This is a genomic window from Streptomyces millisiae (genome assembly GCF_031845425.1).
GTDB lineage: Bacteria > Actinomycetota > Actinomycetes > Streptomycetales > Streptomycetaceae > Streptomyces > Streptomyces millisiae.
The window spans coordinates 142,746-168,286 of sequence record NZ_JAVREM010000002.1 but is presented as its reverse complement, the minus strand read 5'-3'; the positions used below and the strand labels follow the sequence as shown (position 1 = coordinate 168,286).

General features: G+C 75.8%; 24 protein-coding genes. 16 read left to right on the top strand and 8 right to left on the bottom strand.

The window, feature by feature from the left end; translation table 11 throughout:
* Positions 1–3 precede the first annotated feature (3 nt).
* Positions 4–672, top strand: a complete 669-nt coding sequence (locus RNC47_RS02875; protein ID WP_311595189.1) for a phosphotransferase family protein — start codon at positions 4–6, stop codon at positions 670–672.
* Complete coding sequence (locus tag RNC47_RS02870; protein ID WP_311595187.1) at positions 669–1,211, top strand: GNAT family N-acetyltransferase; 543 nt, start codon at positions 669–671, stop codon at positions 1,209–1,211. The genes RNC47_RS02875 and RNC47_RS02870 overlap by 4 nt, the downstream gene beginning before the upstream one ends.
* A gap of 6 nt (positions 1,212–1,217) precedes the next feature.
* On the opposite strand, the gene RNC47_RS02865 is transcribed toward RNC47_RS02870, so the two are convergent.
* The 3 genes from RNC47_RS02865 to RNC47_RS02855 are packed head-to-tail and all read right to left on the bottom strand — an operon-like array spanning position 1,218 to position 3,459.
* Complete coding sequence (locus tag RNC47_RS02865; RefSeq protein ID WP_311595185.1) at positions 1,218–1,895, bottom strand: GOLPH3/VPS74 family protein; 678 nt, start codon at positions 1,893–1,895, stop codon at positions 1,218–1,220.
* Positions 1,896–1,918: 23 nt separating this feature from the next.
* Positions 1,919–2,239 carry a GNAT family N-acetyltransferase gene (locus RNC47_RS02860; protein WP_449657344.1) on the bottom strand — a complete coding sequence of 107 codons (321 nt, stop codon included), beginning with the start codon at positions 2,237–2,239 and terminating at the stop codon, positions 1,919–1,921.
* A complete protein-coding gene (locus tag RNC47_RS02855) occupies positions 2,218–3,459 on the bottom strand; it encodes an MFS transporter (RefSeq protein ID WP_311595184.1) in 1,242 nt (413 codons plus the stop codon). Before RNC47_RS02855 ends, RNC47_RS02860 begins: the two co-directional genes overlap by 22 nt.
* Before the next feature lie 80 nt (positions 3,460–3,539).
* Here RNC47_RS02855 and RNC47_RS02850 point away from each other — a divergent pair, with 80 nt between their 5' ends.
* A complete protein-coding gene (locus RNC47_RS02850) occupies positions 3,540–4,106 on the top strand; it encodes a TetR-like C-terminal domain-containing protein (RefSeq protein WP_311595182.1) in 567 nt (188 codons plus the stop codon).
* 104 nt (positions 4,107–4,210) lie between these two features.
* Here RNC47_RS02850 and RNC47_RS02845 read toward each other — a convergent pair whose 3' ends face one another.
* Complete coding sequence (locus RNC47_RS02845) at positions 4,211–4,942, bottom strand: GntR family transcriptional regulator (protein WP_311595179.1); 732 nt, start codon at positions 4,940–4,942, stop codon at positions 4,211–4,213.
* 114 nt (positions 4,943–5,056) lie between these two features.
* Between RNC47_RS02845 and RNC47_RS02840 the strand changes: the two genes are divergently transcribed.
* The 7 genes from RNC47_RS02840 (at position 5,057) to RNC47_RS02810 (ending at position 12,371) form a co-directional block, all read left to right on the top strand.
* Positions 5,057–5,986, top strand: a complete 930-nt coding sequence (locus RNC47_RS02840; protein ID WP_311595177.1) for a sugar phosphate isomerase/epimerase family protein — start codon at positions 5,057–5,059, stop codon at positions 5,984–5,986.
* The gene (locus tag RNC47_RS02835) at positions 5,983–7,701 is read left to right on the top strand and encodes a dihydroxyacetone kinase family protein (protein WP_311595175.1); all 1,719 of its coding nucleotides are present in this window, start codon (positions 5,983–5,985) and stop codon (positions 7,699–7,701) included. Before RNC47_RS02840 ends, RNC47_RS02835 begins: the two co-directional genes overlap by 4 nt.
* A complete protein-coding gene (locus tag RNC47_RS02830) occupies positions 7,698–8,156 on the top strand; it encodes a ribose-5-phosphate isomerase (RefSeq protein ID WP_311595173.1) in 459 nt (152 codons plus the stop codon). Before RNC47_RS02835 ends, RNC47_RS02830 begins: the two co-directional genes overlap by 4 nt.
* Positions 8,153–8,908: a triose-phosphate isomerase gene (locus RNC47_RS02825; protein WP_311595171.1), complete on the top strand. Its 756-nt coding sequence runs from the start codon at positions 8,153–8,155 to the stop codon at positions 8,906–8,908. Before RNC47_RS02830 ends, RNC47_RS02825 begins: the two co-directional genes overlap by 4 nt.
* Before the next feature lie 202 nt (positions 8,909–9,110).
* Positions 9,111–9,866, top strand: coding sequence for a (5-formylfuran-3-yl)methyl phosphate synthase (locus RNC47_RS02820; RefSeq protein ID WP_311595168.1), 756 nt, complete (start codon positions 9,111–9,113; stop codon positions 9,864–9,866).
* 8 nt (positions 9,867–9,874) lie between these two features.
* A complete protein-coding gene (locus RNC47_RS02815) occupies positions 9,875–11,278 on the top strand; it encodes an aldehyde dehydrogenase family protein (RefSeq protein ID WP_311595166.1) in 1,404 nt (467 codons plus the stop codon).
* Between the two features lie 4 nt (positions 11,279–11,282).
* Complete coding sequence (locus tag RNC47_RS02810) at positions 11,283–12,371, top strand: NAD(P)-dependent alcohol dehydrogenase (RefSeq protein WP_311595164.1); 1,089 nt, start codon at positions 11,283–11,285, stop codon at positions 12,369–12,371.
* Positions 12,372–12,396: 25 nt separating this feature from the next.
* Here the strand turns inward: RNC47_RS02810 and RNC47_RS02805 are convergent, their stop codons facing one another.
* A complete protein-coding gene (locus RNC47_RS02805) occupies positions 12,397–13,302 on the bottom strand; it encodes a class I SAM-dependent methyltransferase (RefSeq protein WP_311595162.1) in 906 nt (301 codons plus the stop codon).
* 205 nt (positions 13,303–13,507) lie between these two features.
* Here RNC47_RS02805 and RNC47_RS02800 point away from each other — a divergent pair, with 205 nt between their 5' ends.
* Genes RNC47_RS02800 through RNC47_RS02790 form a run of 3 tightly spaced genes read left to right on the top strand, consistent with a single transcriptional unit; the run spans position 13,508 to position 15,812 of the window.
* Positions 13,508–14,278 carry a LamB/YcsF family protein gene (locus RNC47_RS02800; RefSeq protein ID WP_311595160.1) on the top strand — a complete coding sequence of 257 codons (771 nt, stop codon included), beginning with the start codon at positions 13,508–13,510 and terminating at the stop codon, positions 14,276–14,278.
* A complete protein-coding gene (locus tag RNC47_RS02795) occupies positions 14,275–14,943 on the top strand; it encodes a 5-oxoprolinase subunit B family protein (RefSeq protein ID WP_311595159.1) in 669 nt (222 codons plus the stop codon). Before RNC47_RS02800 ends, RNC47_RS02795 begins: the two co-directional genes overlap by 4 nt.
* Positions 14,940–15,812 (top strand): 5-oxoprolinase subunit C family protein, encoded by an 873-nt coding sequence (locus RNC47_RS02790; protein WP_311595157.1) that lies wholly within the window; start codon positions 14,940–14,942, stop codon positions 15,810–15,812. Before RNC47_RS02795 ends, RNC47_RS02790 begins: the two co-directional genes overlap by 4 nt.
* 14 nt (positions 15,813–15,826) lie before the next feature.
* On the opposite strand, the gene RNC47_RS02785 is transcribed toward RNC47_RS02790, so the two are convergent.
* Entirely contained in the window at positions 15,827–17,269 is a 1,443-nt protein-coding gene (locus RNC47_RS02785) for an RtcB family protein (protein ID WP_311595155.1), read from the bottom strand.
* Between the two features lie 51 nt (positions 17,270–17,320).
* The gene (locus RNC47_RS02780; protein ID WP_311595154.1) at positions 17,321–17,764 is read right to left on the bottom strand and encodes an archease; all 444 of its coding nucleotides are present in this window, start codon (positions 17,762–17,764) and stop codon (positions 17,321–17,323) included.
* A gap of 509 nt (positions 17,765–18,273) precedes the next feature.
* Here RNC47_RS02780 and RNC47_RS02775 point away from each other — a divergent pair.
* From RNC47_RS02775 to meaB, 3 genes are read left to right on the top strand one after another with little or no spacing between them, the layout of a single operon-like run.
* On the top strand, positions 18,274–20,181 hold the full coding sequence (locus tag RNC47_RS02775) for a methylmalonyl-CoA mutase family protein (RefSeq protein WP_394814697.1): 1,908 nt from the start codon (positions 18,274–18,276) through the stop codon (positions 20,179–20,181).
* On the top strand, positions 20,181–22,388 hold the full coding sequence (scpA, locus tag RNC47_RS02770) for a methylmalonyl-CoA mutase (RefSeq protein ID WP_311595150.1): 2,208 nt from the start codon (positions 20,181–20,183) through the stop codon (positions 22,386–22,388). The genes RNC47_RS02775 and scpA overlap by 1 nt, the downstream gene beginning before the upstream one ends.
* Positions 22,385–23,407 carry a methylmalonyl Co-A mutase-associated GTPase MeaB gene (meaB, locus tag RNC47_RS02765; protein ID WP_311595148.1) on the top strand — a complete coding sequence of 341 codons (1,023 nt, stop codon included), beginning with the start codon at positions 22,385–22,387 and terminating at the stop codon, positions 23,405–23,407. Before scpA ends, meaB begins: the two co-directional genes overlap by 4 nt.
* Positions 23,408–23,419: 12 nt before the next feature.
* On the opposite strand, the gene RNC47_RS02760 is transcribed toward meaB, so the two are convergent.
* Positions 23,420–25,474: a glycoside hydrolase family 31 protein gene (locus tag RNC47_RS02760; protein ID WP_311595147.1), complete on the bottom strand. Its 2,055-nt coding sequence runs from the start codon at positions 25,472–25,474 to the stop codon at positions 23,420–23,422.
* Between the last annotated feature and the right edge of the window lie 67 nt (positions 25,475–25,541).

Genomic DNA, 25,541 nt, shown 5'->3' with positions numbered 1-25,541 from the left:
CGCATGCGTCCGTTGAGACACGGCTACACCAACCAGACCCTCGGCGACGGCGCCGTCGTGGCGAAGACCTACGCGGGACCGGACACCGCGCCGCGGCTGGAGCGCGAGCGTGCGCTGCTGGGCCGGCTGTGCGGTCGGCTGCCGGTGCCACCGGTGCACGCGGCGGAGGGCGGCACCCTGACGCTCGGCTTCCTGCCGGGCGCCCCCGGGCAGGAGCTCCTCGACGCCGGCCACGCGCCGGCCGTCCTCGCCTCGTGCGGACGGCTGCTGCGCCGCGTCCACGACATCCCGACCGACGACCTGGGGCTCGGCCCGGCGGAGCCCGGCTCGGTGCTGGTGCACGGCGACTTCGGGCCCAACAACGTGCTGCTCGACCCCGAGTCGTTCGAGGTGACGGCCCTGGTCGACTGGGAGTTCGCCCGCCTCGGGCAGCCGGTCGAGGACCTGGCGTGGTGCGAGTGGCTGGTCCGCGCCCACCACCCGGAGCAGACACCGGCCATCGAGCACTTCTTCCACGCCTACGGCGGCGACGTCCCGGCCTGGCCGGACCGCCGGGCCGCGATGCTGGCCAGGTGTGAGGCGCTGGAACGGTTCTGCCACCGCTGGGAGCCCGACGGTCCGGGCGTCCGCCTGTGGCGCGAGCGCGCCGAGACGACGGCGGACCGGCGATGACGCCCGTCGTGCTGGAGGCCGGTCGGCTGCGGCTGCGGCCCTTCACCGAGGGCGACGTCGACTGGGTCCACCGGGTCTCGCTCGACCCCGCGCTCCAGCGGTTCATCGACCTGCCGGCCCCCTACCGCCGCGCGGACGCCGAGCACTTCGTCCGGCGGCTGGCCGTGGACGGCTGGGCCGCCGGCAGCCGTGCCGAGTTCCTGGTCGAGGACGCCGCCACCGCCGACCGCCTCGGCCGGGTGGGCCTGCACCTGCGCGGCGACGGCACGGCGGAGATCGGGTTCTGGGTCGCCCCGGCGGCGCGCGGCCGGGGCGTGGCCCCGACCGCCGCCGCGGCCGCCTGCCGCTGGGGCTTCGCCGACCTGGGCCTGGCGCTGGTCGAATGGCGCGCCGAGGTCGGCAACGACGCCTCCCGGCGGGTCGCCGAGAAGGTCGGCTTCCGGGTGGAGGCGACGCTCAGGAAGCGGCTCCGGCACCGCGGCGAGCGCGTCGACGCCTGGGTCGGCTCGCTGCTGCCGGACGAGCTCGGCCGCGGCTGAGGGCCGTCAACTGGTCGCGGTCACCACGGTCGTCGCGACGGTCACCGCGATGATCGCGCCCATGGCGTCCTCGGCGGCCTTGACGACGCGGCGGACCGCCGTCGCGGACCACTGGCCGTCGGCGATCGCCGCCATGTTGGTCTCCACGGTGCGCTTGTCGGCGTCGGGGAGGGCCAGTCGGTGCAGCTTCGCGCCGTGCAGCAGGGCCACCAGCGCCGCCGTGCGCTCGTCCGGGGTGGCGCCCCGGAGGACGACGGCGTCGAGCCGCTCCCGCACCGCGGCCTCCACCGAGCCGTCGGCCTCGGGATAGCGGCGGACGGGGAAGATGCCGAGCACCTTCTTCCGCTCCTCCCGCACCAGCCCCTTCTCCAGCAGGCCGGCGCTCGCCCCGGCCGCGGCCTCCTTCTTCAGGCGCTCGATCCAGTGCCTGGTGCCGGCCGGCATCTCCCGGCCGGCGATCCCGGCGAGCGCGGCGTCGAGCACGGGCTGGCCGAGCGGCGTCGGGTCGAGGACGGTGACCCTGTCGTCGGTCACGTCGATCCGGCCGGCCAGGGCCAGCTCCACGAGCGAGGCCGCGGCGATCGCCCAGCCCGCCTTCTCCGACTCCTTCGCCGTCCCGGCCTCGTCGTCGAGGGAGAGCAGCAGCAACTGCTCGCCCAACGTGGTCTCCACCAGCGGCGCCATCCCCGTGTCCCTTCTCGCGGTCGTCAGGCGAGCTCTTTCCGCATGAGCGTGCACACCGTCTCGTAACGCCGCACCGTCCCGTCGGGGGCCAACTCGTCCCAGCCGGCGGGTTCGCTGCCGTACGCCACGTAGCCCAGTCTCTCGTACAGCGCCCTGGCCCGCGGATTGCTCTCCTCCACGCTCAACTCCGCGCGGCCGATCCCTCGTTCCCTGATCCGGGCCTCGGCGGCCCGGACCAGCAGGCCGCCGAGGCCGCAGGAGCGGAGGGCCGCCAGGTAGTCGACCTCGCCGAGCTCGGCCCTCGCGTTGCCGCCCGGCCCGGCTACACGGCGGCCTGTGGGCAGGCGGCCTGCCTGGCGGTCTGGCGGGCGCGCAGGCGTTGCGCGGCGAGGGCGAGCACGCCGAGGGCCGCGACGGTGAGCCCGTAGGCGAGCGCCGTCGGGTGCAGTCCGGCGGACGTGGCGGCGAAGCCGGCGACGACGGCCGGGAGGCTGAACGCCAGGTAGGCGATGACGAAGACGACGGCGAACAGTTCGCCGCGTTCCGCCGGCGCGGCCAGCCGGGCCAGGGTGCCGAAGCAGGCGAGGCCCGCGCCGCCGAAGCCGACGCCGGCCACCACGGTGCCGGCCGCGGCCAGGGAGACGGCGTCCGTCTCGATCCCGGTCAGGGAGACGGCCGTGCCGAAGGCGAGCAGGGCCGCCGAGGCGTCCAGCAGCCGAACGGTCGACCGGCCGCGCAGCAGCAGCGCGGCGGCGGCGCCGGTGCCGCAGAGCAGCGTGACGACGAGACCGCCGATCAGGTGGCTGCGCAGGCCGAGCAGGCCGGCGGCGACGGAGGGGCCGAGGGAGAGGTAGAGGCCGGCCAGCGCCCAGCTGGCGATCAGGATCGGCAGCAGGGTGTACAGGTCGGGGCGGATGGCGGGGGGCACCCCGAGGCGGGGGGCGAGGGAGCGCAGCGCGCCGGGGCGGCGGGCCGAGGTCTCGGGGAGGAACAGCAGCACGGCGGCCGAGAGCGCCATGCCGGCGAGCAGCAGGCCGTAGACCAGGCGGGTGGGCGCCGGGGCGTACTCGACCAGGGCGCCGGTGCCGAGGGCGCCCACGGCGAGGCCGGTGAGCGGGATGACGCTGCTCAACTGGGCGGCCCGTCCTGGGGCGTGGGGCGGGTCGAGGTCGACGAGGGCGGCGCCGAGCGTGGTCATCGCGGCGCCGGTGGCGATGCCCTGGAGCAGCCGCGCCAGGAGCAGCACGGAGACGTGGTCCGCGACGAGGAAGAGGCCGAGCGAGCCGGCCTCCAGGGCGATCGCCCCCGCGACGACCGGGCGGCGTCCGACGTGGTCGGAGAGGGCGCCGACGACGAGCAGCGCCGCCAGCATGCCGATGACGTAGACGGCGAAGACGACGGTGAGCGTGGCGGCGGAGAAGCCCCATGCCTCCTGGTAGACGACGTAGAGCGGTGAGGGCGCGCTGGAGGCCGCGGTGAAGAGCACGAAGATCGCGGCCACCGCGGCGAACGCCGCCGTGCCTGTCCTGGGGCGCGCCGCGGGGCGCTGGGATATGTCGGGCATCCGAGCTCCATATTGCAGTGATCGCTGCGTTTACCCGGGAGCGTAGCAGCAAAAGCAGCGATCAATGCAATAGTGGAGGTGTGACGACGAGCGACCCCAGCACGAGCGCCACCCGCCCCCGGCCCGGCGGCCGGTCCGCGCGGGTGCGGTACGCCGTGCACCGCGCCGTGACCGAGCTCCTGGCCGAGGACGCGGCGGAGACCCTCACCATCCCGGTCATCGCGGCCCGGGCCGGCGTGCACGCCACGACCGTCTACCGGCGCTGGGGCTCCGTGCCCGAGCTGTTGGGCGACATCGCGAGCAGCCGGTTCAGCGGCGAGGTGGTGGTGCCGGACACGGGCTCGCTGCGGGGCGAAGTGGTGCGGGGGGGCGCCCAGGACGCGACCGACCTGGCCGACCCCGACGTGCTCAAGCTGATGCGGGCGGCGGTCGGCACGGGTCCGCTGGGCTGCGAGGCGTGCGTCGCGGACCGGCACGCCCAGCTCACGGCGATCCTCGACCGCGAACGCGCCCGCGGCGGCGACCCGCCGGAGCTGGAGCGCACCGCCGACCTGCTGCTCGGCCCGCTCTACTACCGCGCCGTCTTCATCGACCGCCCGGCCGGCCCGGACTGGGCGCGGGACCTGGTCGCCGGCCTACTCGGCTAGGACCGGCCGGCGAACGGGCGGCTGTTGTCGCTGGTCTCTGCCGATCCACTGGGCTTCTCATGGGCGTGAGGCCGGCCGAGTTACCGCGAAGCGGTGACCGCCCGTCAGCCCCCGCCGTCCTCCTCCGCGTGGGAGCGGCGGTCGATGGCGGTGAGGTGGGCGCGCATGGCCTCGACCGGGGCCGTGGGGTCGTCGGACTCGAACGCGGCGAGGATCGCGGCGTGTTCGGTGACGGCCTGGTCGGTGTCGAAGGTGCCGTGGTCGACGGACTGGCGGAGCCGGTGGGCGTGGGCGTTCAGCGACTCGGCCATCTGGGTCAGGAAGTGGTTGCCCCCGGCGCGGATGATCACCAGGTGGAAGGCCCAGTCCGCGGTGAAGCACTCGCGGAGGTCGGCGTAGCCGGTCGGGGGTCCCTCGCCGCTGCGTAGGCGGGCGACCTCGTGGGCCGCGAGGACGTGGCGGGCGTGGGCGGCGCGCAGTTCCGACAGGAGGTCGGCGGCGCGGAGGGCCGCGCGCTCCACGGCGGCGAGCTCGACGACGGCGCGCGCGTCCATCAGCTCCGTCATCTGGTCGGCGGAGAGCGGCGGCGCGACGCGGTAGCCCTTGAGGGCGGTCCTGGCGACGAGGCCGGTGTGCTCCATCTGGACCAGCGCCTCGCGCACCGGCGTCTGGGAGACGCCCAACTCCCGCGACAGCGAGTCGATGTTGAGCGAGCTGCCGGGCGGCGTCGAGCCGTCGAGCAGCTTCTCCAGGATCGCGTCGTAGACGCCGTCCCGGAGGGCGCGGCGCGGGACCACGGAGGTCTTCGGCTGGGTGGGCGGGCTCTGCGGAGTCATATCGGCTCGATGGTATCGGGCGGGCGGGGCCGCACGCGGACTGTACCGACGAGAATAGATCCTATACGATCCACGATACGGGCGCCCCGCTGACATCGACGTTCGGAGACGCACATGCCCTTCTCTGCGCAGGACTGGCCGATCGGCGCCGCGCTCCTGCAGTTCCCCGAGGCCCAGGACGCGCCCGCGGCGCGCTGGGCGGGGACCCTGTACGAGGTGGCCGCCGCCGGGTTCACCCACGTGGACCTGACCGACACCTGGGTGCGGCCCGGGGACCTGACCGCCGAGCGGCGCCGGAAGCTGGCCGGGGAGCTCAAGGAGGCGGGGCTGGGCGTCACCGCGATCTCCACGGTGCGTCACAGCGTCATCGATCCGGACGGGGAGCGGGCCGAGGAGAACCTGGCGTACCTGCTCAGGACCGTCGAGGCGGCGGCCGAACTCGGCGTCGGGACGGTGTCGGTCGGGCTGCACCGCGAGCTCACGGAGCGGCAGCGGGCGGCCGTGTGGTTCTGGACCGAGCCGGGCGCCAGCGACCCGGTCGGGGACGAGCGGGTCTGGAGGCTCGCCGTCGAGCGGCTGCGGCGGGTCGGCGAGCACGCGGCCGGGCTCGGGGTGGCCGTGTCGCTGGAGATGTACGAGGACACCTACCTCGGGACGGCGGAGAGCGCGGTCCGGCTGGTGCGGGAGATCGACCTGCCGAACGTCGGGCTCAACCCGGACATCGGGAACCTGGTGCGGCTGCACCGGCCGGTGGAGGACTGGGAGCGGATCATGCTCGCGACGGCGCCGTACACCAACTACTGGCACATCAAGAACTACTACCGGGATCACGACCCGGCCACCGGCGCCTACTTCACCGTGCCGGCCCCGGCCGAGTCCGGGTTCGTCGACTACCGGAGGGCCGTCGAGATCGCGCTGGCCGCCGGGTTCGCCGGGCCGATCTGCGTGGAGCACTACGGCGGTGACGGGTTGAGCGTGTCGGCCACCAACCGGGAGTACCTGCGGCGGGTGTTGGCCGCCAAGCTGCGCGGAGGTGCCAGGTGACGGTGGTGTGCAACGACCCGGCGGCCTTCGCCGACGAGGCGTTGGCGGGGTTCGCGGCGGCGCACGCCGGCCGGGTGCGGCGGGTGCGCGGCGGGGTGGTGCGGGCCGACGCGACCCCGCGGGGGCGGGTCGCGCTGGTGGTGGGCGGCGGCAGCGGCCACTACCCGGCGTTCGCCGGCTGGGTCGGCCCGGGGCTGGCGCACGGCGCGGCCTGCGGCAACCTGTTCGCCTCGCCGTCCGCCGCCCAGGTCGCCTCGGTGGCGCGGGCCTGCGAGGCGGGCGGTGGCGTCATCCTCTCCTTCGGCAACTACGCGGGCGACGTGCTGCACTTCGGTCAGGCGGCGGTCCGGCTGCGGGCCGAGGGGCTCGATGTGCGGGTGCTGACGGTGACCGACGACATCGCCTCCGCGCCGCCCGCGGAGCACGCGACGCGCCGCGGGATCGCCGGCGACCTGCCGGTGTTCAAGATCATGGGGGCGGCGGCCGAACGCGGCCTCGACATCGACGAGGTGGAGCGGGTCGGCCGCCGGGCGGTGGCCGCGACACGGTCCCTGGGCGTCGCCTTCGGCGGCTGCACCCTGCCGGGCGCGGCCGAGCCGCTGTTCACGGTGGCGCCGGGCCGGATGGCGATCGGGCTCGGGATCCACGGCGAACCCGGCATCGAGGAGCGGGAGTTGGCGAGCGCCGACGCCGTGGCCGACCTGCTGGTCGACCGGCTGCTCGCGGAACGGCCCGCGTGGCACGTCGGCTACGCCGAGGACCGGGTGGCGGTGCTGGTCAACGGACTCGGCGAGACCAAGTACGAGGAGCTGTACGTGGTCCACCGGCGGGTCGCCGAGCGGCTGGCCGAGCACGGGCTGCGGCCGGTCGACCCGGAGGTCGGCGAGCTGGTGACCAGCCTGGACATGGCCGGGCTCTCGCTCACCCTCACCTTCCTCGACGACGAGCTGGCCGAGCTGTGGCAGGCGCCGGCGGACTCCCCCGCCTACCGGAAGGGCGTGGTCGAACCGCGGCCGGCGCGGACGGACGACCTGGACACCTACGCGGCCGCCCCCACGATCACGGCGGGCGCCGAGCCGTCGCGCGCGGCGGCCCGGCGGCTGGTGACCGCCCTGGAGAAGGTCCGCGACGTGATCGCCGCCGAGGAGGCGGAGTTGGGCCGGCTGGACGCGGTCGCCGGGGACGGCGACCACGGCATCGGGATGCGGCGCGGCGCGGCGGCGGCCGCCACGGCCGGCGCCGAGGCGGCGGCCGCCGGGGCCGGCGCGATGACGACGCTGGTCCTGGCCGGCGAGGCGTGGGCGGAGCGGGCCGGCGGCACGTCGGGGGCGCTGTGGGGCGCCATGCTGACGGCGTTCGGCGCGGCGCTCGGCGACGAGGCGGCACCGGAAGCGACCCGGCTGGCCGCCGGGGTGCGGGCGGCGGTGGCCGCCGTCACGGAGCTGGGCGGCGCCCGCCCCGGCGACAAGACGCTGGTGGACGCGGCCGTGCCGTTCGCCGAGACGTTGACGAGGGCGCTGGAGGCCGGCGAACCCGTCGCCCACGCCGCCGCCTCGGCCGCGCGGGCGGCGCGGCGGGCCGCGGACGCGACGGCCGACATCCCGGCGCGCCTCGGCCGGGCCCGGGTGCACGGCGAACGCGGGATCGGCACCCCCGACGCGGGCGCGGTCTCGTTCGCGCTGATCGTGACGGCACTGAGTGAGGAGTTCCAGTGACAGGGCAGCTGCGGATAGCGGTGGGCGCCGACGGCGCCGGCTTCGACTACAAGGAGGCGCTCAAGGCCGACCTGGCGGCCCACGATCTCGTGGCGGAGGTCGTCGACGTCGGGATCGCCGCCGGGCAGGGCACCGACTATCCCCATGTCGCGGTGGACGCCGCCCGGTTGGTGGCCGAGGGGCGGGCCGACCGGGCGCTGCTGGTCTGCGGCACGGGCCTCGGGGTGGCCATCGCGGCCAACAAGGTGCCCGGGATCAGGGCGGTCACGGCGCACGACTCGTTCTCCGTGGAGCGCTCCGTGCTCTCCAACAACGCGCAGGTGCTGTGCCTCGGCCAGCGGGTGATCGGGCTCGAGCTGGCGCGCCGGCTGGCCAGGGAGTGGCTGACGTACACCTTCGACCCGGCGTCGGCCTCGGCGGCCAAGGTCGAGGCGATCCGCTCCTACGAGGGGTGAAGGGTCCCGTCGTGCGCTGGATCGGCACCAGCTTCAAGATGACCAAGACGATCGCCGAGTCGGCGGCGTACGCGGCGCGGCTGCGGGAGGCGGTCGGCCCGGAGGCGCCCGCCGGCGTGCGGCCGTTCGTGATCCCGCCGGCGACGGCGATCGACACGGTGGCGCGCACGCTGGGCGCCGGCTCCCCGGTGCTGGTCGGCGCGCAGAATGCGCACTGGGCGGACGGGGGCCCCTGGACCGGGGAGATCTCGATGCCGCAGGCGGCCGACGCGGGGGCGGCGCTCGTGGAGCTCGGCCACTCGGAGCGGCGGACCCACTTCGCCGAGACCGACGCCACGGTCCGTCGCAAGGTCCGGGCGGCGCTGCGGCATGGGCTGATCCCGCTGGTCTGCGTCGGCGAGGACGCGCCGACGTTCGCCGCCGGCGGCTCCGCGGACCACGTGGTGGCCCAGGCGCTCGCCGCGTTGGGCGGGTCGGCCGACACCGGCACGGTCCTGCTGGCCTACGAACCGGTCTGGGCCATCGGCGACGCCGGCCGGCCCGCCACGCCGGCGGAGATCGCCGCCCCGGTGGCCGCCCTGCGGGACGCGGTCGGCGACCGGGTCGCCGGCGTGCTGTACGGCGGCTCCGTCGCCCCGGAGAACGCCGCCGACCTGCTGGGCGTCCCCGGCGTCGACGGCCTCTTCGTCGGCCGCGCGGCCTGGCGGGTGGAAGGGTTCCTGCGCCTGCTCGACATCGCCGCCGGGCGCTGACCCGCCGCACCGCCCCCGCCACGAGGGGGCGCTCCACGGCGTGAACGGCGCGCGGAGGCGGACGGCGAGTGACTCGTCCGGTCGACGCGCGCCCTGCCGAGGGTCCTCGGGTGACGACCAGAATGAGCCGGTCGCCCGGGCTCCCGGCGACTCCGCGCACCGGCCGCTCGGCCGGGTGGACACGCCGTGGAAAGGGTCCACATTGTTACTTCTGGTCTCTCCGGACAGCGTCGAGGAAGCCCTCGTCTGCGCGAAGGCGGCGCGGCATCTCGACATCGTCGACGTCAAGAAGCCCGACGAGGGCTCGCTCGGCGCGAACTTCCCGTGGGTCATCAGGGAGATCCGCGACGCGGTGCCGGCGGACAAGCCGGTGTCCGCCACCGTGGGGGACGTGCCGTACAAGCCCGGCACCGTGGCCCAGGCGGCGCTCGGCGCGGTCGTCTCCGGAGCCACGTACGTCAAGGTGGGCCTCTACGGATGCACGACGCCGGACCAGGCCGTCGAGGTCATGCGCGGGGTCGTCCGGGCGGTGAAGGACCACCGTCCTGACGCCCTGGTCGTCGCCTCGGGCTACGCCGACGCGCACCGGATCGGCTGCGTCAACCCGCTCGCCCTGCCCGACGTCGCCCACCGCGCCGGCTGCGACGCGGCCATGCTGGACACCGCGATCAAGGACGGGAGCCGGTTGTTCGACCACGTCCCGCCGGACCGCTGCGCGGAGTTCGTCCGGCTGGCCCACGAGGCGGGGCTGCTCGCCGCGCTCGCCGGCAGCGTCAGGGAGCGGGACCTCGGCGCGCTGACCCGCATCGGCACGGACATCGTGGGCGTGCGCGGCGCGGTCTGCGAGCGGGGCGACCGCGACGGCGGACGGATTCAGCCCCACCTGGTGGCCGCCTTCCGGGCCGAGATGGACCGCCAGGCCCGGGCGCACGCGGCCGCCGTCGCCGCCGCGAGCTGACCGCCCGGATGGGGACGAGTCGGTCCCGTCGCGGACCCGGGGGCCCGGGCGGCCGTTTCCCCGTCGTCGATCCGGCGACGGGTGAGGCGTTCGACGAGGCTCCCGACCACCACCCCGACGCGTTGGCGGAGATCGTCGACCGGGCCCGCGCGGCCTGGCCGGGCTGGCGGGCGGACCCCGCCGCCCGCGCCACCGCGCTGCGCGCGGCGGCCGCCGCCGTCGAGGCGGCCGGGGCGGACCTCGCTCCGCTGCTCACCCGGGAGCAGGGCAAGCCGCTGGCCGAGTCGCACGCGGAGGTCGCCCGCGTGGCGGCCCGGCTGCGCTACTTCGCCGACCTGGACGTCCTCCCCGGGACGATCAGGGACGGTCGGCCCGTGCGCGGCGAGATCCACTGGCGGTCGCTCGGGCCCGTCGCCGCGATCGTCCCGTGGAACTTCCCCCTCCAACTGGCGTCGGCGAAGTTCGCGCCGGCGCTGGCGGCGGGCAACACGATGGTGCTCAAGCCCTCGCCCCACACCCCGCTCGCCACCCGGCTGCTCGCCTCCGTCCTCGCCACCGCCCTCCCCGACGGCGTGCTGACGGTCGTCACCGGTCGCGAGCCCCTCGGCGCCCGCCTCGCCGCCCATCCGGGGATCCGCCATGTGACGTTCACCGGATCCGGCCCCACCGGCCGGGCGGTGGCGGCGGGCGCGGCGGCCTCGCTCGCCCGGGTCACCCTGGAACTGGGCGGCAACGACGCCGCCGTCCTGCTCGACGACGTGGACGTGGAGCGCGTCGCGGACCGGTTGTTCTGGGCCGCGTTCCGCAACTGCGGGCAGGTCTGCGTGGCGGTCAAGCGGGTCTACGCGCCGGCCCGGATCCACCCCCGGGTGGTCGAGGCGCTCGCGCACCGGGCGAAGGCCGTCGTCGTCGGGCCCGGGCTCGACCCGGCCTCGCGTCTCGGGCCGGTCAACAACGCCGCCCAGCTGGACCGCGTCGAGCGCTACACGGCCCGGGCCCTGGCGGCCGGGGCCCGCGCCGTGGTCGGCGGCCACCGCCTCGACCGGCCGGGGTACTTCTTCGCCCCGACGATCCTGACCGATGTCCCGCCGGACGACCCGGTGGTGACGGAGGAGCAGTTCGGCCCGGTGCTGCCGGTGCTGCCGTACGGCCGGCTCGACGAGGCCGTCGAGGCGGCCAACGGGACCGGCTTCGGCCTCGGCGGCTCGGTGTGGGGGACCGATCTGGACCGGGCCGAGGCGGTGGCCCACCGGCTGGAGTGCGGGACGGCGTGGATCAACCACCACGGCGAGCTGTCGCTCGCCCAGCCCTTCGCGGGCGTCAAGGAGAGCGGTGTCGGCGTCGCGGGCGGGCCGTGGGGGCTCTACGGGAACCTCAGCCCGTTCGTGGTGCACCGTCCGGAGGAGCCATGACGGGATGAGGTTCGACGCGGCGGTACTGCGTTCGTACGAGGGCCGGTTCGCGGTCGAGGAGGTGGTCCTGCACGCGGGGCCGCTGGACGGCGAGGTCCTGGTGCGGATCGCGGGCTCCGGGATGTGCCGGACCGATCTCGCGGTGCGGCGTTCGGCCGGCCGCTCACCGCTGCCGGCGGTGCTCGGCCACGAGGGGGCGGGCGTGGTGGTGGAGACCGGCGGCCAGCACACCGGCCTGCGCACCGGCGACCACGTCGTGCTGAGTTTCGACTCCTGCGGTGACTGCCCGAACTGCCTGGCCGGGGCCCCCGCCTACTGCGACTCGTTCGCCGCGCTCAACCTCTTCGGCGGGCGCCGGGAGAAGGCGGCACGGTTCACCGACGCGGCCGGGCGCCCGCTGGCCCCGCGCTGGTTCGGACAGTCCTCGTTCGCCGAGTACGCGCTGGTCTCGGCCCGCAACGCCGTGCGCGTGGATCCGGCGCTGCCCGTCGAACTGCTCGGGCCGCTCGGCTGTGGCTTCCTCACCGGCGCGGGAACGGTCCTCAACACCTTCGGAGCCCGGCCGGGCGACACCGTCCTGGTGCTCGGGGCGGGAGCGGTGGGCCTGGCGGCGGTGATGGCGGCCACCGCCGCCGGGGCGACGGCCGTGGCCGTCGAACGGCACCCCGAACGGCTGCTCCTCGCCGAGCGGTTCGGCGCGATCCCGCTGCCCGCCGGATCGGCCGACCTGCCAGGACGCGTTCGCCGGCTGACCGACGGCGGCGCGCGGTACGCGCTCGACACCACGGCCTCCGCCCCGCTGATCAACGACGCGCTCCGGGCCCTGCGCCCGACCGGTCACCTCGCCCTGGTCGCACGGCTCCACGCCCCGCTGCCGATCGAACCCGGCGGTCTCGACCGGGGCCGGAGGATCTCCCATGTCTGCGAGGGGGACGCGGTGCCGGGCCTGCTGGTCCCGCGCCTGGTCGGACTGTGGCGGGCCGGGCGGTTCCCCTTCGACGAACTGATCCGCACCTACCCGCTCGGCGACATCGACGCGGCCGAACGCGACGTCGAGGCGGGCCGGGTGGTCAAACCCGTGCTGGTTCCGTAGGGGAGAGCCCGTGCCACGCCCGCCGTCACGTCCGGGACCTGTTCGCGAACACCCACCGGTTGCCCTCCAGCGCGTCGTTCGGCTCGGGCAGCGGGCCGCGGCCGTGCCGGCGGGTGAAGTCGAACGGCGTGTGGACCGACGTGCCCCAGCCGCGGGCCGCCAGGGCGGCCATCGAGTCGGGCCGCGGATCCCTGTTGAACAGGGCCAGCAGGTCGATCCCGATCCGCTCCCTCGTGGCGGTGTACAGCGGGCTGTCGCGGTACCGGGTCAGGTCCTTCTCCAGCTTGGCCTCGTACGCCAGGGCACTGCCCTGGGCGCTCAGCCGGTCCACCGTGTCGACGAGATAGGTCTCGGCGGCGGCCGGCAGGTAGAACAACAGCCCCTCGGCGAGCCAGACGGTCGGTTCCGCCGGGTCGAAGCCGGCACCGGTCAGTGCTCCGACCCAGTCGTCGCGCAGATCGACCGGGATCGGCACGCGCGTCGCCCGCGGCGCGGCGGACACCTCGTCGAGCACCCGGTGCTTGAAGGTCAGCACGGCCGCCCTGTCGATCTCGAAGACCACGCAGCCGGGCGGCCAGTCGAGCCGGAAGGCCCGCGCGTCGAGGCCCGCCCCGAGCAGCACCACCTGCCGGGCCCCGGCCCGCGCCGACGTGAGGAGGAAGTCGTCGAGGACCCTGGTGCGCAGCCCGAAGTAGCGCGCGAACCGCCCCCACAGCGGGTCGGCGTCACCGTCCGGCACCTGGTGGGGGTGGACCGGCCAGCCCGCGGACGCCGGGGCGGCGAGCACGAAGTGCTCCGCGTAGGGGTCCCGCGCCAGGCTGTCCCCGCGGTGCGTCTCGATCGCCCGGGCGGCGGCGACCAGGAGAGCGGTCAGGCCGACACCGCCGTCCACACCTTCCGTGGCGGCGTTGCGACGAGCTGTGTCAACCATGTGTCTCCGCCCCGATGCGTAAGCGATGTTCCCGCGACGCGTTCATCGTCCAGGCGCCCGTGTCCCGGCGCCCGCGAAAACGGCGAAGGTAGCTCGTACGAAGGAACCCCGCCCATCTGGCTCCGGCGCGTCGCCGAGTGCGCTAAGGCGATCGGGGTGCGGCTGCCGACGCCGGCCGCCACCCCCACGGTAGGGTCACGTCCCGATGAGCACAGTGATCGACCTGAACAGCGATCTCGGCGAGGGGTTCGGGCAGTGGCGGCTCGGGGACGACGAGGCGCTGCTCTCGATCGTCACCAGCGCCAACGTCGCCTGCGGCTTCCACGCCGGTGACCCGACCATCATGCGGCGGGTGTGCGAGGCCGCGGCGGCGCGCGGCGTCGCCGTCGGAGCGCAGGTGGGCTACCGCGACCTGCCGGGGTTCGGGCGCCGGTTCATCGACGTCGACCCGGCCGAGCTGGTCAACGACGTCGTCTACCAGATCGGCGCGCTCGACGGCTTCGCGCGGCTGGCCGGCACCCGGGTCTCCTACGTGAAGCCGCACGGCGCGCTGTACAACGCGATCGTGCGCCACGAGGCGCAGGCCGCGGCCGTCGCCGAGGCGGTGCGCCGGTACGACCCGGCGCTGCCGGTGCTCGGCCTGCCGGGCAGCGTCTGGCTGCGGGTGGCGGCGGAGGTGGGGCTGACCCCGGTGCGCGAGGCCTTCGCCGACCGCGCCTACACCCCGGAGGGGACCCTGGTGCCGCGTGGCCGGCCGAACGCGGTGCTGCACGACCCGGAGGTGATCGTGGAGCGCTGTCTCCGCATGGTGGCCGAGGGGGTGGTGGAGGCCGTGGACGGCACCACGCTCCCCCTCGACGTCCGGTCGCTGTGCGTGCACGGGGACACCCCGGGGGCCGTGGAGATCGCCCGTCGGCTGCGGTCCGAACTGGAGCGGGCGGGGCACCCCCCACGGCCGTTCTCGGTGCCCGCGTGACGGCACCGGACGGCGGGCTGCGCGCGGTGCGGCGGGTGGGCGACCAGGCGGTGCTCGCCGAGTTGGACGGGCTGCCCGGCGTGCTGGCCCTGCGCGCCTCGCTGGCCGCCGACCGGCCGCCGGGGGTGGGCGAACTGGTGGCCGCCGCCACCACCCTGCTGGTGCGCTACGACCCCGCGCTGACCGACCACGCCGAGCTGCGCCGGGCGCTGGCCGACCGGGCCCGCGCACTCGCCACCGGCTCGGTGGCACCGCCCGCCCCGGCGCATGCCCCGTTGACCATCCGGGTGCGCTACGACGGGCCCGACCTGGCGGAGGTCGCGGCGCTGACCGGTCTGAGCGTGGCCGAGGTCGTCGCCCGGCACACCGCGCCGCTCTACACGGTGGCGTTCGCCGGCTTCGCGCCCGGCTTCGGCTATCTCACCGGCACCGACCCGGTGTTGCACGTGCCGCGTCGGGCCGAGCCGCGAACCGCCGTGCCGGCGGGCTCGGTCGCGGTGGCCGGCGGTTTCACCGGCGTCTATCCGCGTTCCTCGCCGGGCGGTTGGCGGCTGCTCGGGACGACGGACGCGCCGCTGTGGGACACCGACCGCGACCCGCCGGCGCTGCTGGTGCCCGGGCGGTCGGTGCGCTTCACGGCGATCGGGGCGGGGGCCGCGGCGTGACCCCGTGGCGTCTCGAGATCCTCGCGACCGGTCCGCTGGCCACCGTCCAGGACCGGGGCCGGCCCGGCTGGGCGGAGCTCGGCGTGCCGCGGTCCGGCGCCGCCGACGGGCCGGCGCTGGCCCTGGCCAACCGGCTGGTGGGGAACGCGGTGGACGCCGCCGGCGTCGAGACCACCTTCGGCGGCCTGCGGGTGCGGGCGCGCGGGCCCGGGGCGCGGTACGTGGCGGTGACGGGTGCCCCGGGTGCCGTGACGGTGGACGGGGTCCCGGCCCCGTTCGCCGCGCCGCTGGCGCTGGGGGACGGCGCGGTCCTCGAACTCGGGCCGCCCGCCTCGGGGTTGCGGAGCTACCTGGCGGTGCGGGGCGGGCTCGACGTGCCGCCGGTGCTCGGCTCGCGGGCGACCGACCTGCTGTCGGGGCTCGGCCCCGCGCCGCTGCGGGCCGGCGACACGCTGCCGGTGGGCGAGCCGGCGGCGCCCTTCCCCGGGGTCGACGCGGCGCCGTGCTCGGCGCCGCCCGGTGAGTTCGCGCTGCGGGTGCTGCCGGGGCCACGCGACGACTGGTTCCCGCCGGCGGCCGTCGAGTCGCTGTGCGCGGCCCGTTGGACGGCCACCAGCGACAGCAACCGGGTCGGCATCCGGCTCTCGGGGCCGGAACTGCGGCGGGCGCGGGACGGCGAGCTGCCGGCGGAGGGCATGGTGGCCGGCGCGCTCCAGGTCCCGCCCAACGGCCAGCCGGTGCTGTTCCTCGCCGACCACCCGGTCACCGGCGGCTACCCGGTGATCGCCGTGGTGCTCGGCGCGGACCTGCCGCTGGCCGGCCAGATCCCCCCGGGGGCGGCCGTCCGGTTCCGCTCCGCTCGGGTCTGAGCGGGCGGCAGCCCTCAGCCCTTGACCACGCCGAGCGGCACGAGGCGGGCCACGCGGCGGCACAGGCCGGCGCCCTCGGCGGCCGTCACCACCGCGTCGATGTCCTTGTAGGCGCCGGGCGCCTCCTCGGCCAGGCCACGGGCCGTGGTGCCGCGGACGGCGATGCCCCGGGCCTCGAGCTCGGCGCGCAGCCGGCCGCCGTTGACCTCCCTGGCCGCCTGGTGGCGGCTCTCGACGCGGCCCGCGCCGTGGCAGGTGGAGTGCCAGGCGTCGCCGTCGGGGACGCCGGTGAGGAGGTAGGACGCGGTGCCCATGGTGCCGGGGATCAGCACCGGTTGGCCGGCCTCGGCGAGGTCGGGCGGCAGCTCGGGGTGGCCGGGCGGCAGCGCCCTGGTGGCCCCCTTGCGGTGGACGCACAGCCGGCGGGTCTCGCCGTCCACCCGGTGCGTCTCGATCTTGGCCAGGTTGTGCGAGATGTCGTAGACGAGGTCGAGGCCGTGGCCGACGGTCTCGGCGAACGCGGCCCGGCTGGACTCGGTGAGCAACTGCCGGTTGGCCCGGGCGTAGTTGGCGGCGGCGGCCATGGCGGCCAGGTAGTCGCGGCCCTCGGGCGAGTCGGCCGGCACGCAGGCCAGTTGGCGGTCGGGCACCTCGATGCCGTACCGCCGCATGGCGCGGCCCATGGTCCGCACCTGGTCGGTGCAGATCTGGTGGCCGAGGCCGCGCGAGCCGCAGTGGATCATCACGCAGACCTGTCCCGCGACCAGGCCCATGGCGCGCGCCGTCGCCTCGTCGTGGACGGTCTCCACCTCCTGGACCTCCAGGAAGTGGTTGCCGGAGCCCAGGCTGCCGAGTTGGCCGAGGCCGCGTTCCCTGGCCCGGTCGCCGACCCGGCCGGCCGCCGGGTCGGCCTCCGTCAGCACGCCGCCGTCCTCGCACCGCTCCAGGTCGCGTTGCACGCCGTGGCCGCGCTCCACCGCGTGGCGGGCGCCCTCGCGCAGCACCCGGTCGAGGTCGCGGCGGCCGATGTGCCAGACCGCGCCGCGCCCGGCGCCGCGTGGGGTGCGGCGGCCGAGGGCGTCGAGCAGGGCGCCGATCCGGGGCGCGATCTCGGCGCGGTCGCAGTCGGCGGCGAGCAGCCGGACGCCGCAGGAGATGTCGAAGCCGACGCCGCCCGGTGAGACCACTCCCCCGGCGGCCACGTCCGTGGCGGCCACGCCGCCGATGGGGAAGCCGTAGCCCCAGTGCACGTCGGGCATGGCGTAGGAGGCGCCGACGACGCCGGGCAGCGCGGCGACGTTGACCACCTGGTCGAGGGCCTGGTCGCCGGCGGCCTGGGGCAGCAGCTCGGGGCTGGCGAAGACGACGCCCGGCACCCGCATCGCGCCGTGGCGCGGGATGCGGTACCGGTAGGCGCCGGCCTCGGTGATCTGGACGCGCTCCGCGTGCTGGGTCATCGGGCGGTCTCCTCCCGGAACGGGGGCGGGCGTGACGCGGACGTCGTCGTCTCAGACGTCGAGGGTGACCGAGCAGGTCCAGCCGGCGGGCCCGCGGCCGAGCGCGAGGTCGTGCAGGGTGACGGCCTTGGGGGCGGCGCCGACCGGTTCGAGGTCGTCCGCGTCGGCCATCCGGTAGGCGACCCGCAGCCCGCCGGGGATCGGATCCAGGTCCACGTCGACCGGGACCTCGCCGGCGGTGTCGAGCCGGTAGACGACGTCGTCCATCAGCGCCACCAGCAGTTCGGGGTCGTCGTCCGCGTGGATCTCGGTGTGCCGCCGTCGCGGGGCGCGGGCGCCCGACGAGGGATCGGCGAAGGACTCGACGACGCCGCGCACGGCCTGGGTCAGGCACTCCTCGCGCGTCGGCCCCCAGGCCGAGACGCGCAGGTCAGCGGTGTGCGGGACGCCGCGGTGGCCGCCGCGCCCGCCGGGGTGCTCGCCGCCGGTGGCCATACCTCCATGGTGGCGCGCCGGCGCGCCGCGCGCATCCCGCGCGGCGGTCGCGGCCACGGGGCCTGTCGTACTGCCGCCATGTCCGCACCCCGACACCGTGATCGCGTGACACGGGCCGGGCGCGCGCTCGATGCTGGCGTTCCGCCTGCCGTCCGCGGAGTGCGGAATGCGACCGAGTGCGGCGGAGGACCGGGGGCGCCGGGGGTAGCCGGCGGGCACCGGGGCCGGCGGCCACGCCGGTCGGGGGTAGCGCCGGCGCGCGCAGTGGGGTCGCGCGCCGGCGTGTGGGACGAGAGCGTGGCGCGCCGCGGTGCGGGGCTCGCCGGGGCGCTCTCGCGGGGGGCGGGCCACGACCGGTTAGGGGTACGCCAGGCGACCCCACCCCGCGTACCCTGCCAGACACGGGCCGCTTCCATGTCGCCTTGAGCCTTCCTTGATGGGTCTTTTGGTCCGGCGTGCGAACCTCACCCGGTGGACGGGAGGAGAGGAGAACCATGGCGAAGGGGCCGATGCCGACGGCCGGGGGCGAGCTGCCCCTGGCCGAGGGCTTCCCCGAGGTGTCAGGGGACCGTTGGCGCGAGTTGGTGGCCGGCGTCCTGGCCAGGGCGGGCCGGCCGGGTCTGGACGGGGCGGCGGCCGAGGAGGCGCTGAGCACGGCGCTGGCCGACGGCATCGTCACCCGGCCGCTGTACACGGCGAACGACCAGGCGCCGGACCCCGGGTTCCCGGGCTTCGCGCCGTTCGTCAGGGGCGCCCGCCCGGAGGGCACCGCGGTCGCCGGCTGGGACGTGCGGCAGTTCCACGGTGCGGCGGACCCGGCGCGGGTCAACGAGGCGGTCCTGGCCGATCTGGAGAACGGCGTCACCTCGGTGTGGCTGGCCGTCGGCGAGGGCGGCGCCCCGGTGGCGGCGTTGGAGACCGCGCTCGACGGGGTGCTGCTCGACCTGGCGCCCGTGGTGCTGGACGCGGGTGCCGCGTTCGACGCGGCGGCCAGGGAGCTGCTGCGGATCGCGGAGGGGCGTGGTCTCGCGCCGGGCGCGGTGCTCGGCGTGCTGGGCGCCGACCCGCTCGGCCTGGCGGCCCGCGAGGGCGACCAGGCCGAACTGACCACCCGGCTGTGGGCGGCCGCCGGCCTCGCCGCCCGCTGCCACCGGGACCACCCGGGCCTTCGCGCCCTGGTGGTGGACGCGCTGCCCTACCACGAGGCGGGCGGCAGCCCGGCCCAGGAGCTCGGTTGTTCGCTGGCCACGGGGGTGGCGTACCTGCGGGAGCTGACCGCGGCCGGGCTCTCGGTGGACGCGGCCCTGGGGCAGCTGGAGTTCCGCTACGCCGCGACCACCGACCAGTTCCTGACCATCGCCAAGCTGCGGGCGGCCCGCCGGCTGTGGGCGCGGGTGGCGGGGGCGAGCGGCGCGGCGCCGGCGGCCGGCGCGCAGCGGCAGCACGCGGTGACCTCGCGGGTGATGATGACGCGGCGCGATCCCTGGGTGAACATGCTGCGCACCACCGTGGCGGCGCTGGCCGCCGGGACGGGCGGCGCGGACTCGGTGACGGTGCTCCCGTTCGACGAGGCGCTCGGCCTGCCGGACGCGTTCGCGCGGCGGATCGCCCGGAACACCTCGGCGATCCTGCTGGCCGAGTCGCACCTGGGGCGGGTCGTCGACCCGGCGGGCGGCTCCTGGTACGTGGAGCGGCTGACCGACGAGCTGGCGCGGGCCGGCTGGGCGTGGTTCCAGGAGGTGGAGCGGGCCGGTGGGCAGGCGGCCGCCCTGCGTTCGGGTCTGGTGGGTGACCGGCTCGCCGAGGAGTGGGCGCGGCGCGGCCGGCGGTTGGCCACCCGGCGCGAACCGATCACCGGGGTCAGCGAGTTCGCCAACCCGGGCGAGCGGCTGCCGAAGCGGGCCCCGGCGCCGGCCCGGGCGGGCGGCGGACTGCCGAGGGTGCGCAGGGACGAGGCGTTCGAGGCGCTGCGGGCCAGGGCGGACGAGGCCAGGGCGGCCGGCGTCGAGCCGCGGGTGTTCCTGGCGGCGCTCGGGCCGGTGGCGGCGCACACGGCGCGGGCCGGCTTCGCGGCCAACCTGTTCCAGGCGGCCGGGATCGAGCCGGTGCACGAGCCGGTGTCGGTGGACGCGGACACCGTGGCCGCCGCGTTCGGGGCCAGCGGTGCCCCGGTCGCCTGCCTGTGTTCCGACGACGCGCGCTACGCCGAGCAGGCCGCGGCGGTGGCGGCGGCGCTGAAGGCGGCCGGGGCCCGCCGGGTGCTGCTCGCGGGGCGCCCCGGCGAGCGGGAGGCGGAGTACCGGGCCGCCGGCGTCGACACGTTCGTCTTCGTCGGCGTGGACGCGGTCGCCGTGCTGTCCGCCCTGCTGGACGTCGTCACCGAAGAACCCGTCAGCGATGCGCCGGAGGTGGCGTGATGCCGATGATCCCCGACTTCTCCGAGGTGCCCCTCGACGGTCCAGGCGACGGCGATCCACCCGTCGACCTCGACCGGTGGCGGGCGGCGGTCAAGGAGAGCAGCGGCCACTCGGTCGAGGACCTGGTGTGGGAGACGCCCGAGGGCATCCCGGTCCGGCCGCTGTACACCGCCGACGACCTGGCGGGCCTGGACTTCCTGAACACCTACCCGGGAGCGGCGCCCTTCCTGCGCGGCCCCTACCCCACGATGTACGTCAACCAGCCGTGGACCATCAGGCAGTACGCCGGGTTCTCCACCGCCGAGGAGTCCAACGCGTTCTACCGGCGGAACCTGGCGGCCGGTCAGAAGGGCCTGTCGGTGGCGTTCGACCTGCCGACCCACCGCGGCTACGACTCCGACCACCCCCGGGTCACCGGGGACGTCGGGATGGCGGGCGTGGCCATCGACTCGATCTACGACATGCGGCAGCTGTTCGACGGCATCCCGCTGGACCGGATGAGCGTGTCGATGACGATGAACGGCGCGGTGCTCCCGGTGCTGGCGCTGTACATCGTGGCGGCCGAGGAGCAGGGCGTGCCGCCCGAGAAGCTGGCGGGGACCATCCAGAACGACATCCTCAAGGAGTTCATGGTCCGCAACACCTACATCTACCCGCCGCAGCCCTCGATGCGGATCATCTCCGACGTCTTCGCCTACACCTCGCGGCACATGCCCCGCTACAACTCGATCTCCATCTCCGGGTACCACATCCAGGAGGCGGGGGCCACGGCCGACCTGGAGCTGGCCTACACCCTCGCCGACGGCGTCGAGTACCTGCGGGCCGGTATCGCCGCCGGCCTGGACGTGGACGCCTTCGCGCCCCGGCTCTCGTTCTTCTGGGGCATCGGCATGAACTTCTTCATGGAGGTCGCCAAGCTGCGCGCGGCCCGGCTGCTGTGGGCCCGCCTGGTCCGCGGCTTCGAGCCGAGGAACCCCAAGTCCCTGTCGCTGCGCACCCATTCGCAGACCTCGGGCTGGTCGCTGACCGCGCAGGACGTGTTCAACAACGTGGTGCGCACCTGCGTGGAGGCGATGGCCGCCACCCAGGGCCACACCCAGTCGCTGCACACCAACGCGCTGGACGAGGCGCTGGCCCTGCCCACCGACTTCTCCGCCCGCATCGCCCGCAACACGCAGATCCTGCTCCAGCAGGAGTCGGGCACCACCCGGGTGATCGACCCCTGGGGCGGCAGCGCCTACGTGGAGCGGCTGACCCACGACCTGGCGCGGCGTGCCTGGCAGCACATCGAGGAGGTCGAGGCGGCCGGCGGCATGGCCAGGGCGATCGACGCGGGCATCCCCAAGCTGCGGGTGGAGGAGGCCGCCGCCCGCACCCAGGCCCGGATCGACTCGGGCCGGCAGCCGGTGATCGGCGTCAACCTCTACCGGGTGGACGCCGACGAGCGCATCGAGGTGCGCCAGGTCGACAACTCGGCGGTGCGCGCCCAGCAGCTCGCCAAGCTGCGGCGGCTGCGCGCCGAGCGGGACGAGGCCGCCTGCCGGGACGCGCTGCGGGCGCTGACCAACGGCGCCACGGGCGACGGCAACCTGCTGGCGCTCGCGGTGGACGCGGCCCGGGCCAAGGCCACGGTGGGCGAGATCTCGGACGCCCTTGAGCAGGTGTTCGGCCGGCACTCCGGGCAGATCCGTACCATCTCGGGTGTGTATCGCGAGGAGGCCGGGACGTCGCCCGGCGTGGAGCGCACCCGCGCGCTGGTGGCGGCGTTCGCCGACGGCGAGGGCCGCCGGCCGCGGATCCTGGTCGCCAAGATGGGACAGGACGGGCACGACCGGGGCCAGAAGGTGATCGCCTCGGCCTTCGCCGACCTGGGCTTCGACGTGGACGTCGGCCCGCTGTTCCAGACCCCCGAGGAGGTGGCGCGGCAGGCCGTGGAGGCGGACGTGCACATCGTCGGGGTGTCCTCGCTGGCCGCCGGCCACCTGACGCTGGTGCCCGCGCTGCGCCAGGAGCTGGCCGCCCAGGGCCGGGAGGACATCATGATCGTGGTCGGCGGGGTGATCCCGCCGGACGACGTGCCGACGCTGCGCGAGGCCGGCGCGGCCGCGGTGTTCCCGCCCGGCACGGTGATCCCCGAGGCCGCCCACGACCTGCTGCTGACGCTGGCCGAGAGCCTCGACCTCGACCTCGCCCCCGAAGCACCGTGACGCCCAGGCCCGTCGTCGACGTCGAGGGGTACGCCAAGGGCGTGCTGGCCGGCTCCCGGGCGCAGGTGGCCCGGTCGATCACGCTGGTGGAGTCGACCAGGCCCGACCACCGGCGGCTGGCGCAGCGGCTGCTGCTCGACCTGCTGCCGCACGCCGGCCGGGCGCGGCGCATCGGCATCAGCGGGGTACCGGGGGTCGGCAAGTCGACATTCATCGACGCCCTCGGCACCCTGCTCACCGGCCTCGGTCACCGGGTGGCGGTGCTGGCCGTCGACCCGTCCTCCACCCGCACCGGCGGCTCCATCCTCGGCGACAAGACCCGCATGGCCAGGCTCGCCGTCGACGCGAACGCGTTCGTGCGCCCCTCGCCCTCGGCCGGCACGCTCGGCGGGGTCGCCCGGGCCACCCGCGAGACGATGGTGGTGATGGAGGCCGCCGGCTACGACGTGATCCTCGTCGAGACGGTCGGCGTCGGCCAGTCCGAGACCGCGGTGGCCGGCATGGTCGACTCGTTCCTCTTCCTCACCCTGGCCAGGACCGGGGACCAGCTCCAGGGCATCAAGAAGGGCGTCCTGGAACTGGCCGACGTCATCGCCGTCAACAAGGCCGACGGCCCGCACGAGCGGGAGGCGCGGGCGGCGGCCCGCGAACTGCGGGGCGCGCTGCGGATGCTGCGGCCGGCGGACGCGGTCTGGTCGCCGCCGGTCCTCACCTGCAGCGCGCTGGAGGAGGCCGGGCTCGACGAGGTGTGGCAGAAGCTGGAGGCGCACCGGGCGGCGCTGGAGGCGGCCGGTCTGCTGGCCGCCAAGCGGCGCGACCAGCAGGTGGAGTGGACCTGGTCGATGGTCCACGACGAGCTGCTTGGCCGGCTGCACGGCCACCCGGCGGTGCGCGGTCTGGCACCGGCCCTCGAACGGCAGGTCCGCGACGGCTCGTTGACCCCGACGCTGGCCGCCGAGCGACTGCTCGCCGCGTTCCACGAGCCGGCCGACGAGGACGTCCCGGGCGACGGGTCCTGACGGCGCCCGGGCTCAGGCCGGGCCCAGCACGGCCTGAACGCCGTACTCCGCGCGCACGAAGGCGGGGAACTCGTCGGGCGCGCACGTCACCTCCTGCCAGCCGGGCCCGGTGAGGCGCGGGCAGCCGACCAGACCGACCCACTCCCCGGGCGGCACGTAGAAGGCGCGCCGGCCGCCGGGTTCGAGGAGCGGCGCCACCAGCACGTCGGGGCCGAACAGGTACTGCAGCTCGGCGTCCCTGGCCTGTCGGTCGCCGGGGAAGGCCAGCGGCATGGGCCGCATCAGCGGCAGCCCGTCGGTGGTCTCCGCGAGGTCGCCGACGTACCGGCCGAGCCGGTGCCGCAGCCGGCAGGCGGCGATGGCGGCCGAGCGGTACGGCTCGGGGTAGGCGGTGGGTTCGCGCCGGCCGGTGCCGTGGAACCGCATGATCGGCGAGAACGCGGCCCACTGCGCCCACCGGCCGTACAGTTCGGGCTCGACGTCGGCGAACACGGCGTCCGGCTCCATGGTCTCGCGCAGCTCGCCGGCCCGCCGGTAGGAGGCCGGTGTCCAGTAGCCGCCGGCGTCGTGGGTCACCATGGAGAAGCCGCTGAGCGACATGGAGAGCACCGCGCGCAGCGTGCAGACCAGGCCGCTCCAGGTGGACGGCATGTCCCCGGCCCAGTGCGCGGGGTCGCGCTGCGAGCCGGCGGTGCCGGAGCGGGAGATCGGCACGAAGTCGTCGCCGAGGGCCTCGGTGCCGGCCTCCCGCACCACGTCCTGGTAGAGCAGCCCGTAGGAGTTGCGGCGCTCCGGTCCCGTGGTGCCGTCGGCGAAGATCGCGTCGTCGGCGATCTCCTCGCCGAAGTCGGAGAGCAGCGCCGAGTTGCCCTCCTCGCGGAAGGTGTCGGCGAGCCGCTCCCGCCACCAGGCGCGGGCCTCGGGGTTGGTGAAGTCGACGGGCAGCGTGTCGGGGTTGTCCGCGGTGGCGGCCGGGCTGCCGTCGGCGCGGCGCACCAGGTAGCCGCGGTCGCCGAGCCAGTCGGCCAGCGGGGTGCCGCGCTTGACGTAGGGGTTGATCCACAGGCTGGTGCGGACGCCGCGGTCGGCCAGGGGCCGGGACCAGCCGGCGGGGAAGCGGCGGCGGTCGGGGCCCGCGGTCCAGGAGGCGTCCTCGAGCACCTTCTCGTCGAGCCACTCGTCGACGTGGATGACGTCCACCGGGCAGTCCGCGGCGGCCAGTTCGTCGACGGTGCGCACCATCTCGTCGGCGGTGAAGTAGGAGGAGCGGCTCATCCACACCCCGAAGGCCCACTTCGGCAGCGCGCGGGGCTGGCCGGTGAGGGCGTGGTAGCGGTCGAGGATGGTGGGCGCGTCGCCGGTGAGCAGGAAGAGGTCGAGGTCGTCGCCGCCGATCTGGAAGCGCGCGGCCTCGGAGTGGGTGGCGCCGATGTCGGCGTCCACCGGCTCGCCGGTGTGCGCGAAGATGCCCCAGCCGGCGTCCGACCACAGCAGCGGCACGTTGAGGTAGGCGGAGTCGCGGCCGGCGGCCCGGTTCTCCTCGATGTTGCGGAGCCTGCGGTGCCGGCCGCGCAGGTCGATGCCCTGGTAGCTCTCGCCGCCGCCGTAGACGGCCGCGTCGGGCGCGAGGTGGATGGTCTCCACCCAGGCGGCGGGGCGCCCCCCGGACGCCGGGCGGTAGCCGGCCTGGAAGGGCAGCGTGGCGCCCTCCGGCTCGGAGAAGCGGGCGAAGGTGCCGAAGCGCAGGGCCTGCGGGGCGCCCTCGCCGTTGCCCACCGCCGTGGGGTCGCCGGACTCCCAGAACGCCTCCACGCCGGGCCCCGTGATGGTGGTGCCGCCCGGCACCCGGGTGAGGGTCGCGGGCCGGTCGGGCAGGTCGAGCAGGACGGAGTCGACGGCGCGCGGCCCGTCGCCGAACGGGCCGGCGAGCCGCAGCCGCAGCACGCCCTCCACGGGGACGCCGCAGACGAAGTCCAGGGTCCGCCCGGAGCCGAGGGTGACCCGGAGCACCCCGTCGCCCTCGGGGGCCGGCTCGGCGGCGACATAGGGGTCGGTGCCCGGTTCCATCTCGGCTCTCCTTCCGTCCCGACCTGCCCGTACTGACCTTCCGTCCTCGCTCGCGGCCACCGGGTGA